The organism is Actinoplanes sp. CA-051413, from assembly GCF_050955795.1.
GTDB lineage: Bacteria > Actinomycetota > Actinomycetes > Mycobacteriales > Micromonosporaceae > Actinoplanes.
This window is the reverse complement of sequence record NZ_CP192100.1, coordinates 7566684-7576915: the sequence shown is the minus strand read 5'-3', so window position 1 is coordinate 7576915 and position 10232 is coordinate 7566684. Positions and strand designations below refer to the sequence as shown.

Here is a 10232-nt window from a genome sequence, read left to right as displayed (position 1 = left end):
CCGCGGCGGGCCGTCTCGGTCTGCGTCATGCACCATCCGCACATCCTGATGGAGTCGCGCAATGGGACTGTCCCGCCGATCGATCCTCGCCGTTGCCGTGACCGGCACCGCCGCCGCCCTGGTGGTGACCGGAGCCGTGGCCGCCGGTGCCTCGCAGCGCAAGCCCACGCCGAGGCCGGTCACCGCCGCGTCGGCCTCGGCCCCGGCGGCTGCTCCGGAGCCCGCGGCCCAGCCCGCCGAGCGGAAGCTCGGTGACGCGGTCGACGCCGGATACCGCGCGAAGGACGGCGCCTGGGTGCTCTACGCGGTGGCCATCGAGGAGAAGGTGCTGCCCGGTACGCGGTTCGGCGTGATGGCCGGGCTGCGGCGTGGTGACGGCAAGGTCACCGGTGTCGTCGTCGCCAACGAGACCGAGGGATCGGACCGGGCGCCCGGCTTCCACGCCGTGCAGGGCGGCATGGAGGTCGACGGCCGGCCGTCACCGTCGTTCGGCTACTACGCGGGGGCCGCCACGAAGATCACCGCGCGGATCGGTGGCCGTACCGTCACCGCCCGGCAGGCCGCGTGGAGCGAAGACAACGCGGTCAAGTTCTTCTGGTTCGACCCGGCCGCGGGCATGGTCAGCGACCTGAAGGCGTATGACAGCAAGGGCCGCGCCCTGCCCGCCGGCCACAACAGCGTCGGAGTGGGTTAATCCCAGGCGGCCCGGACCCGCTCGATCACCTCGGCGGCCTGCGCGCGCCCGGCCCGCGCCGCGGGCGCGCGCCGCGAGGGGTCGAGCGGGTTGCGGCCGATCGCCGTCAGCGCCGCGTCGGTCGGGCTGACGACCGCGGTACGCACACCCGGTCCCAGAGCGGCGGCTTGTGCGGCGGGCCGGTCCGCGCGCCGGGCGGCCGCGGTGACCGGGGCGATGACCACCACCCGCTCGTAGCCGCGGGCGAGGTCGACGTTGGCGACCGACCGCACGCCGCCGTCGACGTAACGACGGTCGCCGACGGTCATCGGCGGCCACACCAGCGGCACGGCACAACTGGCGGCGACCGCGTCGATCAGTGACGCACCGCTCTCGCTGTCGAAGACCTTGACCACGCCGGTCCGCGCCTCGACCGCGGGGATGAGCAGCCGGGCGGCCGGCCAGTCGTCCCGCTTGACCCGTGCGGCGATGGCCGTGCGCCGGGCCGACTCGGGCACCGTGCGCGCCTTGAGGGCGGCCCGGCCCAGCCGCGCCCGGCCGCGGGCCCGGTCGCCGGGCCAGAGCGCGGCGAGCACGAAGCCGAGCAGCACCCGGGCCCCGATGACCGCGTCGGTGTCGCCGGTGGTGTCGGCCAGCTCGTGCTCGTACAGAGCGTCGATGCCGGTGCCGCTGGTGAGCTGGGCTGCCACGACCGAGCCGGCGGACGTGCCGACGAACAGGTCGGCCGAGCTGAGGTCGACGCCCTGCTCGGCCAGCCCGTGCAGCAGGCCGATCTCCCAAGCGACGCCGGTGACGCCACCACCGCCGAGCACCAATGCGCGTTTCTCCATGCGCCCTCTCTACTACCGACGCCGGGTTTGTGCCACCGCCCGCCTACGATCCATGCCGATGTCTGCTTCGTGGGCCGGCTCGGTCAACCTGCTGCTCGAGGTGCGCGGCCACCCCGGCGACGTGTCGGCGTTCCCGCGGGCGGCGTGGCAGCGGGCGTCCCGGGCGGCGTTGTCGGCGGCGCCGTCCGAGGCCCTCGGCTACCCGGATCCGCGCGGGCTGCCCGGGCTGCGGGCCGAGCTGGCGTCGTACCTGGCCCGGGTGCGCGGCGTGCGCACCTCGCCGGAGCACCTCGTGATCTGCTCGGGCACGACCCAGGCGTTGTATCTGCTCGCGACCGCGCTCGCGCCCGGGTCCGTCGCGATGGAGTCGCACGGCCTGCGGCTGCATCGGGAAGTGCTGGGGCAGAGCGGGACGCTGTTGCCGGTCGACGCGGACGGCGCCGACGCCTCGCGCCGGACCTGGTGGCCTATGTCGGAACGGTGAGCAAGACGCTCGCGCCGGGGCTGCGGCTGGGCTGGATCGCGGTGCCGCCGGCGTTGCTGGACGCGGTGATCGCGGCCAAGCGGCTCAGCGGCGGGGGAGCCGGGGTGCTGGAGCAGCTGACGCTGGCCAGGTTCATGGCCGGCGGCGGGTACGACCGGCACATCCGGCGGTCCCGGCTCCGCTACCGCAAGCGGCGCGACCTGCTGGTGGCGGCGCTGGCCGGGCGCGCCTCGGTCACCGGTATCGCGGCCGGGCTGCACGCCCTCGTCCCGGTGCCCGACGAGGCGGCCGTGATCGCCCGGGCGGCGGAGCGGGGCCTGGCCCTGCACGGGCTGGACCACTTCCGCGCGCCGGGCGGGCCGGCGGGCGGCCTGGTGATCGGGTACGCCCGTCCGGCCGACCACGCGTTCGCGGGCGCCCTGGAAGCTCTGCGAAGTTGCTGGTTTTAGACCGGTATGTCCGTTCGGATGGGACGATGAGGGCTCGGGGCCTGGCCCGCGAGACCGTGGGCCGACCCAGTCGAGACCTGCGGAGGACAACAGCATGCGTAACGAATGGGACGACCAGGACTACGGCCGCGACGAGGTGACCGCGCAGCGCAACCGGCGCCGCAAGCAGGTCCTCATCGCCGTGACCGGACTGGCGGTCCTCGGGGTCGGGGCGGCTCTGGTGACCGCCCAGGTGGTGGACGACGGCAAGGCGACGACCCGGGACGCGGCGGCGCTGGTGCGGCTGACGCCGTCTACTGCGTCCTCCGCTCCGGCTGTCTCGCCGGGAACGACCGTCTCGCCTCCGACCTCAGCGTCACCAACGGCATCCGCGTCCCCCACTGCCTCCGCCGATGGGAAGTCGGTCGCCAAGGAGATCGCCGATGCCCGGGCGGCTGCCGCGAAGGACGGCGTGCCGTTGATGAGGCCGGTGAAGCCGCAGGGCAAAGCCGCCGCCGCGGCCGCGGCCAAGGTGGTGAACACCGGGTCGCTGAGCAAGGACCGCGCGACCCTGCGGATCGTGTCCGCGCGCACCGATCTGACCGGCCAGCGCGAGCTCGCCCTGGTGGCCGACAAGGGCAAGCCCGTCGGCAGTGCCTTCTGCAGCCAGAAGATCAAGGTGAGTGCGGACGCCGAGGCGCAGGCGAAGCAGAACCTGTTGTTGTGCTGGCGTACCAGTGCGCAGAAAAGCGTCTACACGGTTGCTGTCGACCTCGACGGGGACCCGTCCGAGCAGGAAAGCGTGGCGGCCATCGACAGGGAGTGGCAAGCCCTGGGCTGACCCAACCCGTTTTGGGATAACTTGTCTCGTCAGCGTGGCAGCATGGCGGAGATCGGGGCCCGCAGCCGCGACCGATGCGGACCGGCCCTACGCCCGGACCGCGGAGGACTGAAGCTATGCGCGATGGTGACGACAACGACCGCCCCGATGGGGCAGCATCGCCGGACGGCGTCCGCACCTCGGGACGCGTCCGCCGCTCCCGCCGGCGCGCGGTGGTCGGCACGGCCGGTCTGCTGACCGTGCTCGGTGTGGGCGGGTTCGTCGCCTACCAGGTGCACGCCGACCGCGGCACCGCTCCCACCGCGCAGAACGCCGCGCCGGAACCCGGGACGGCGACCTCCGGGTTAACCGGACCGGCCGTGACCGCGACGCCGGCATCCGCGCTGAAGCCGTCACCCACGTCCGGCGCGTCGCAACGCCCGAAGACGGTGGAGGAGCGGGTCGCGGCGGTCAGATCCACCGCGGCGAGAAAAGGGCCCGGAGTGCTACGGCCACTGCCGTCGCCGGCCACCGTTGCCGCCGACGACGTCGCCGTGACCACGTCGGCGCAGGACGGCGGGACGATCAAGGTCGTGTCGGCACGTCAGGACCTCACCGGCTACAAGGAGCTGGGCTGGGTCGCCGGCCGGGGGGACAAGGTGGGCACCGCCCGGTGCAGCGACACCATCCGGCTGAGTGCGGATGTGGCGGCCACCGAGCATCCGACCCTGCTGATCTGCTGGCGCACCAGCGCGGGGAAGAGCGTGTACAGCGTGGCCGTCAAGATCGGCGGGCGGCCGTCCCCGACGTTGAGTGTCGCCGCGATCGACGCGCAGTGGACCACGTTGGGCTGACTCGCTCCCCGATGTGGACCGGCCGGTCGCCCAGCGGGGCGACCGGCCGTTTCCCTGGTGACCGTACGCCCGGGCCGGACATGAGCGATGGCCCGGAGCGGAACGCTCCGGGCCATCACCGCGTGGTGCACCGTTGGGTCAGATGAATCAGGTGGCGCCGATCAGTACTGGGCGACCGTGAAGGTGGAACCGCTCGTCAGGATGGACGCGCTGACCGTCTGCACCGGGTTGTTGGCCGCAGCCTCCGAGGCCGGCAGACCCGTGTTCACCACGGCGACGGTGTAGGTGCCGTTGGACACCGGCGTGTTCGGCTGGGCCGCGCCCGCCGCGTTCAGCTTCTCCTCGAGGTTCAACGAGCAGAGCAGGGCCGTGTCGCTGAGCGCGAACGCGTCCTCGCACTCGGCGACCGGCGGGTTGTTCTTGGTGCCCGGGACGCTGTTGTCCGCCGCGCTGTACGCGCCGTCGACCAGGTAGACATGCGCCTCGTCGTTGTCCGACAGGTCGCCGCCGGCGGTGTCGGCGAAGGTCAGCTCCGAGAAGCCGGCGCCGGTGATGTAGAGATCAACGGTGGTGTCGCTCGGTGCGGTGTTCGGCAGGACCGTGATGCCGTAGGAGTACGTGAAGACGTTCGCCTTGGTGAGCGTACCGGCGGCCGTGGTGACGCTGAGGCCGACGACGCCCGGGGCGTGCGCGGTGGTGACCCCGGTGAAGGTGGTGCCGTTGAGGCGCTTGATGTTCTTCAGCTCGCTGCCGCCGAGGCTGGCGGTGATGGCGCCGGCGCCGGTCGGGAAGCCCGTTCCGGAGACGGTGACCAGGGTGCCACCCTGCGCCGGGCCGCTCGTGGCGACCGTGAGCGGGGAGTTGGCCAGGGTGACGGCCCCCGCGACGGTGTAGGTACCGGCGTTGGAGACCAGCGTGCTGTCGGGCGCGGTGCCGTTGTAGAGGCACACGTTGTAGGCGGTGGGGACACCGCCGGCCACGACCACCGTTGTCGGGACGATCATCGAGGCGATGTTGTCGGTGATCCGCTTCGGCGTCCCGTCAGCGGCGAAGTGGGTGCCGTCGACCGTGTAGGTCGGCAGGCAGGCCGTGACCGAGAAGGTGACGCCCGGCGCGGTGACGCCGCTCAGGATGGGGCTGCTCGACGTGATCGTGATGGTCTTGTTGGTGGCCGAGGCGCCAACGTCCGGGCTGGTGGTTACGGCGGCCAGCGGGATCGAGTACTTGGCGCTGCTCTGGGCCACCAGCGGGCTGGTCCCGTCGGTGTTGCCGGCGTAGATGCAGACGTTGTACTGGTCCGGGGCGAGCACACCGGCCGGCACCACGAAGCTGACGGTGTTGCTGGCCCGGGTTGCCGGTGCGGCCAGCGCAGCGGCCGGACCCGTGTTCTCGTACGTGGTGCTGCAGGCGGTGGTGGAGAAGTTCACCGCGGGCACGGTCGCGCCAAGATCGGCGAAGGCGGCCGCCGTGGTGGTCAGCGTGTTGCCGCCACCGTTCGGGCCGGTGACCGCGCTGAGGGTGACCTCCGGCGCTCCGGCGACGTAGTCGTTGCTGCTGTTACCGATCAGGTCGCTGCCGACGGTAGTGGCCTTGTAGATGCACACGTTGTACGTGTTCGGGGCCACGACGCCGGACGGCACGGTGATCGTCGCCGTGGTCTTGTCGTTGCTTACCGTCACGGCGGACGCCGAGACGTGCGTGGCATCGGCTGTCACGGAGACCGCCGGACACGTGGGGACGGAGAACACCACGCCGGGCGTGGTGCCGGCGACGGTCAGGAAGGGATTGGCGGACGTGGCGGTGATCTGGTTGCCGCCGCCGGCCGGACCGGTCGTGAGGTTCAGCGCCGGAGTGGCGGCCGACACCGTGTAGATCGGGGTGGTGGTCGGGTTGTTGACCAGAGTGCCGCCCGAGTACACGCAGACCTTGTAGACGGCCGGCACGAGTGTGGCCGGTGTCGACATCGTGACGCTGCTGCTGGTGACACGGACGACGTTGGTCGCCGCGATGTTGGTGGCGTTCGCCGTGGACGCCGTGGGGCAGACGGAGGCGGTGGAGAAGTTGGCCGCGATCGTCCCGGAGGTGCCGAACTGGGTGCTCGATGAAGCGGTGATCGTTTCGACGAGGCCGGTCACTCCGGTGGCGTCGTCGATGGTGACCGCCCCAGCGGCGAACGCCGGTGTGGTCGTGCCGAGCAGGACGGCGGCGACCGCTCCTGTCGCGAACCCGGCGCGTGCCAACCGGGATCGAGTGGTGGACATGGACTTGCTCATGCGAGGTCCTCCTACGGTCACAAGGGACCGCGTCGCTGGATGGGTGGGCCCGCGCGCTCGATCAACCATCGGCCGGGCCGTCTCGCCGGAAGCGTAACGAAATGTGATTATCTGATTGCTTAGAGTGATGAAGACAAGTGAATTCTCCGTACTGACCAGCGCGGAGTCCTGTCTAGCTTCGGAACAGCGATCGGTAGACCGCCGCTGACTTCGGGTTCTTCACGCAGGCCGCATCAGTGCGGAACAGGCTCGACTGCACACCGCCGTCCCCGCAGTCCGAGAAGTACGCCTCGTACGCCAGGTTCGACGCGTGCGCCGCGAACCACTCGTGCATCCAGGTCACGAACGACGGGTTCTCCTTACCGGCGTCACCGGTCGGCACCACGCCCCACTCGCCCACCGAGAACGGCTTGCCGTGCTGGCGGGCGAAGTCGTACAGCCAGGTCAGGCCCTCCGGATCCGTCGCGGCCTGGTCGAACACCGCCTTGGAGGGCGACCACGGGTAGTGGTCGTAGTTGTCGATGCCGATGATGTCCACGTACTCGTCGCCCGGGTAGCAGTTGGTGCTCAGCCCGCCGCACGTCCCCGCCGGGGTGCCGTGCGCGTTGATCGTCCAGTCCAGCAGCACGTCCGGGTTCGTCGCGCGGATGTTCGTCGCGGCCCGGCGGTAACAGGCGATCCAGGTCTTCGGGTCGTCGGCGCGCCACGGGGACGTCTTCTCGTTGAACTCCCAGCCGAGGCGCACCACGGAGTCGCCGCGGCCGTACCGGGTCATCAGCGAGCCGAAGTTCTTCCAGTCCTGGTCGTGGTCGCCGGCCGCGCAGGCCGCCAGGTCGGCGCCGGCGCCGATCGGCACCAGGCCCTGGGACACCACCAGCATGCCGTCGAAGTCGGAGAACAGGTCGAACGTCCAGCCCGAGCCCGCGGTCATCGCCGCCCACGAGGTCCGGTCCGTGTAGGTCTGCGCGACCCGGCACGCCCGGCCCCGCGCGGTGCAGAACGCGTTGACGTGCGCCGTGTCGAACAGCGGGTCGCCGTTGACGCCGGACATCCCGTTGACGCCCGGCCAGGTGCCGTCCGCGCGGGGCAGGGCGATCAGCGCCCGGGCCGACCGGGTGCCGGCGGTCGCGGAAGCGGACGGGCCGGACGCTGCGGAGACCGACGGGGCCGCCGACGCTGAGGGGACCGGATCTTTGGGATCCGACGCCAGGCCCACGGCGGTGGCCGCCAGCGCCATCACAGCCGCCCCGGCCCCCAGCCACAGCCGCTTGCGGGGCGGTCGTTCGTCGGCCATCGGCGCGGACCTCCGGGACGGTCGGGGCGTTTTGCCCTATTCTGACAGGCCCGGTGGGCGGCCGGGGCCCAGTCGCCCAACCCGCGGTGAGCGAGGATTGCCTTACCTAAAGAATGGTCGTCCTTATTTGTTGAATCCCCGCGAATACCTTTGTCGCCGACCGGCGGAATGGCGTCCGATGGTTTATGGTCGGCAGGGAGAAAGGGAGGCCTCACATGACTCAGATGATGGCCATGCCGCGCGTGCAGACCTGCACGGTCAGCGGATGCGGATACAACCACGACGGCTGCACGGCCTTCGCGATCACCATCGGCCGGGCCAGCTCGGAGTGCGACACGTTCATCGACACCGCCGACAAGGGCGGCATGGGCCAGGCGGAAGCCCAGGTCGGCGCCTGTAAGCGGAGCGAGTGCGTGCACAACACCGAGCTCGAGTGCCACGCGCCGTCGATCATGGTGGGCGCCGGCGTGGACCGCGCCGACTGCCTGACATTCGAAGCGCGGTAATTGTAGAGCTGAGCCTCACCTAAGGCCGTCACCGTTTCGTCGGTGACGGCCTTTTGCGGTCAAAAGCAATTCCGGTCGTAGGTCCGTGCATGGTGCTGACCGTCGCTCCCGCCGAGGCCGGGCGCACGGATCCAGGCGCCTCGGCGGCGCCTGAACGGATCCGCACACCCTTCATTCTGCGTGAGTGGTTGACCCTGGGCGCGAGACTGCGCTAGGTTCTTCTCAGATCGAGTTTTACTCAAGCTGAGAACGACGAGCATAACGAGGATGACGATGAGCGACGAGCGGGACTTTCTCGACAGCTATGACCCCGGGGCTTTCGCGCCGGTCGCGGTCACGGTTGATGTCGTCGCGCTGACCATCCGGGACGGGCGGCTGCATGTGCTGCTCGTCGAGCGGGGCGGGCATCCGTTCGCCGGTTGGCGGGCGCTGCCCGGTGGCTTCGTGCAGGAGGAGACGCTCGATGCGGCCGCGCTCCGCGAGCTCGCCGAGGAGACCGGGTTGCGCCCCGGCGAGGGTGTGCTCGACCGGGTGCATCTCGAGCAGCTGCGTAGCTACGGCGACCCCGGCCGCGACCCCCGGATGCGGGTCGTCTCGGTGGCCTACCTGGCGTTCGCGCCGAGCCTGCCCGATCCGCGGGCGGGCGGCGACGCCTCGGGCGCGTTCTGGGTGCCGGTCGACGAGGCCGGGGAGCTGGCCTTCGACCACGCGGCGATCCTCGCCGACGGGCTGGACCGGGCCCGCGCCAAGCTGGAGTACACCCCGCTGGCCACCGCCTTCGTCGGCGACGAGTTCACCATCGCCGAGCTGCGCGCGGTCTACGCGGCGGTCTGGGGCGAGGAGCTGCACGCCGGCAACTTCCATCGCAAGGTGCTGTCGGTGCCCGGATTTGTGGAGAGCACCGGCGAGACGGCCAGCCGGGCCGGGGAGCGTGGTGGTCCCAAGCCGCGCCTGTACCGGGCCGGCGACGCGCACCTGCTGCACCCGGCGCTGCTGCGGCCGACCCGTGAGGACGGTGTGCGGTGACGTTCGACGAGGCGGTGGCGGCCATCGGCCGGGCGGGCACGTTCGCCGATCTCGTGGCAGCCTGTGCCCGGCCGGCTGGCTCCGGCCACGGTGTTGCGGTCGGGGATGCCGGGCACGCGTACCGGATCCTGGTCAAGGTTGTGCATCCCGATGTCGCACCCGCGGGTCGCAGCCCGGCCGCGACGGCGGCCCTCGCCCGGCTGACCACCTTGTGGAGCGAGCGCGACGACCGGCCGCTGACCACGAAGCGCGCCACTTATCGCGTCGGCGGGGTGGTCGCGACCGGGGACATCACGCGGCTGCACGCGGTCGACGGTGACGCCGCGCTGCTCAAGCTGCCGCACCGGCCGGGTGACAACGACCTGATGCGGGCCGAGGCGGCCGCGCTGACCACGCTGGCGGCCGACGGCGATCCGAAGTTCCGCGCCTACGCGCCGCGGCTGCTGGAGAGCTTCACCCACGAGGACGCGGCGCGCGTCCGCCGCACCGCCAACGTCATCGCCCGGCAGCGCGGCTTCGTCCCGCTGTCCGAGGTGCACGCCGCCTACCCGGCCGGCCTCGACCCGCGCGACGTCGCCTGGATGTGGCGGCGGCTGCTCACCGGCCTCGGCTGGGCCCACCGCGCCGGCCTGGTGCACGGCGCAGTCCTGCCGGAGCACGTGCTCATCCACCCGGCCGAGCACGGCCTGGTCCTGGTCGACTGGTGCTACTCGGTGCCGGCCGGCACGACGGTCCCGGCGCTGGTGGCGAAGCACCGCGCCGCCTATCCACCCGAGGTGACCGGCAAGCAGCCGGCCACCGCCGCCACCGACATCTTCATGGCGACCGGCCTGATGCTGCGGCTCATCCACGACCCGCCGGTCGCGCTGCGGCGCTTCGCCCGCGGCTGCCGCTACGACAAGCCCCGCATGCGCCCCCAGGACGCCTGGCGCCTGCTCCGGGAGTTCGACGAGCTCCTCGACGACCTGTACGGCCCCCGCCGTTTTCGCCCCTTCGCGATGCCGGCCTGACTCACAGGAGGAA

The 10232-nt window shown here is 71.6% G+C and carries 11 protein-coding genes; 8 read left to right on the top strand and 3 right to left on the bottom strand.

Annotation, left to right across the window (positions count from 1 at the left end):
- Positions 1-61 precede the first annotated feature (61 nt).
- Positions 62-694, top strand: coding sequence for a hypothetical protein (locus ACQP2Y_RS35655; protein ID WP_433720460.1), 633 nt, complete (start codon positions 62-64; stop codon positions 692-694).
- Here the strand turns inward: ACQP2Y_RS35655 and ACQP2Y_RS35650 are convergent.
- The gene (locus ACQP2Y_RS35650; protein ID WP_433720459.1) at positions 691-1524 is read right to left on the bottom strand and encodes a patatin-like phospholipase family protein; all 834 of its coding nucleotides are present in this window, start codon (positions 1522-1524) and stop codon (positions 691-693) included. The genes ACQP2Y_RS35655 and ACQP2Y_RS35650 overlap by 4 nt on opposite strands.
- Positions 1525-1582: 58 nt before the next feature.
- Between ACQP2Y_RS35650 and ACQP2Y_RS35645 the strand changes: the two genes are divergently transcribed.
- The 4 genes from ACQP2Y_RS35645 to ACQP2Y_RS35630 all read left to right on the top strand — a co-directional run bounded on the left by ACQP2Y_RS35645 (position 1583) and on the right by ACQP2Y_RS35630 (position 4110).
- Entirely contained in the window at positions 1583-2008 is a 426-nt protein-coding gene (locus tag ACQP2Y_RS35645) for an aminotransferase class I/II-fold pyridoxal phosphate-dependent enzyme (RefSeq protein WP_433720457.1), read from the top strand.
- The gene (locus ACQP2Y_RS35640) at positions 2005-2457 is read left to right on the top strand and encodes an aminotransferase class I/II-fold pyridoxal phosphate-dependent enzyme (protein ID WP_433720456.1); all 453 of its coding nucleotides are present in this window, start codon (positions 2005-2007) and stop codon (positions 2455-2457) included. Before ACQP2Y_RS35645 ends, ACQP2Y_RS35640 begins: the two co-directional genes overlap by 4 nt.
- Before the next feature lie 94 nt (positions 2458-2551).
- Positions 2552-3277: a hypothetical protein gene (locus tag ACQP2Y_RS35635; RefSeq protein WP_433720455.1), complete on the top strand. Its 726-nt coding sequence runs from the start codon at positions 2552-2554 to the stop codon at positions 3275-3277.
- Positions 3278-3393: 116 nt separating this feature from the next.
- Positions 3394-4110 carry a hypothetical protein gene (locus tag ACQP2Y_RS35630; protein ID WP_433720453.1) on the top strand — a complete coding sequence of 239 codons (717 nt, stop codon included), beginning with the start codon at positions 3394-3396 and terminating at the stop codon, positions 4108-4110.
- 161 nt (positions 4111-4271) lie between these two features.
- Here the strand turns inward: ACQP2Y_RS35630 and ACQP2Y_RS35625 are convergent, their stop codons facing one another.
- Both ACQP2Y_RS35625 and ACQP2Y_RS35620 read right to left on the bottom strand, forming a co-directional pair.
- Positions 4272-6383, bottom strand: coding sequence for an IPT/TIG domain-containing protein (locus tag ACQP2Y_RS35625; RefSeq protein ID WP_433720451.1), 2112 nt, complete (start codon positions 6381-6383; stop codon positions 4272-4274).
- 172 nt (positions 6384-6555) lie between these two features.
- The gene (locus ACQP2Y_RS35620; RefSeq protein ID WP_433720449.1) at positions 6556-7677 is read right to left on the bottom strand and encodes a glycoside hydrolase family 26 protein; all 1122 of its coding nucleotides are present in this window, start codon (positions 7675-7677) and stop codon (positions 6556-6558) included.
- 215 nt (positions 7678-7892) lie between these two features.
- Here ACQP2Y_RS35620 and ACQP2Y_RS35615 point away from each other — a divergent pair, with 215 nt between their 5' ends.
- The 3 genes from ACQP2Y_RS35615 (at position 7893) to ACQP2Y_RS35605 (ending at position 10219) form a co-directional block, all read left to right on the top strand.
- Positions 7893-8183 (top strand): DUF1540 domain-containing protein, encoded by a 291-nt coding sequence (locus tag ACQP2Y_RS35615; protein ID WP_360553132.1) that lies wholly within the window; start codon positions 7893-7895, stop codon positions 8181-8183.
- A 273-nt stretch (positions 8184-8456) separates the two neighbouring features.
- Positions 8457-9209, top strand: a complete 753-nt coding sequence (locus ACQP2Y_RS35610) for an NUDIX hydrolase (protein ID WP_433720447.1) — start codon at positions 8457-8459, stop codon at positions 9207-9209.
- Complete coding sequence (locus tag ACQP2Y_RS35605; RefSeq protein ID WP_433720445.1) at positions 9206-10219, top strand: molecular chaperone DnaJ; 1014 nt, start codon at positions 9206-9208, stop codon at positions 10217-10219. Before ACQP2Y_RS35610 ends, ACQP2Y_RS35605 begins: the two co-directional genes overlap by 4 nt.
- The last annotated feature ends 13 nt before the right edge of the window (positions 10220-10232 follow it).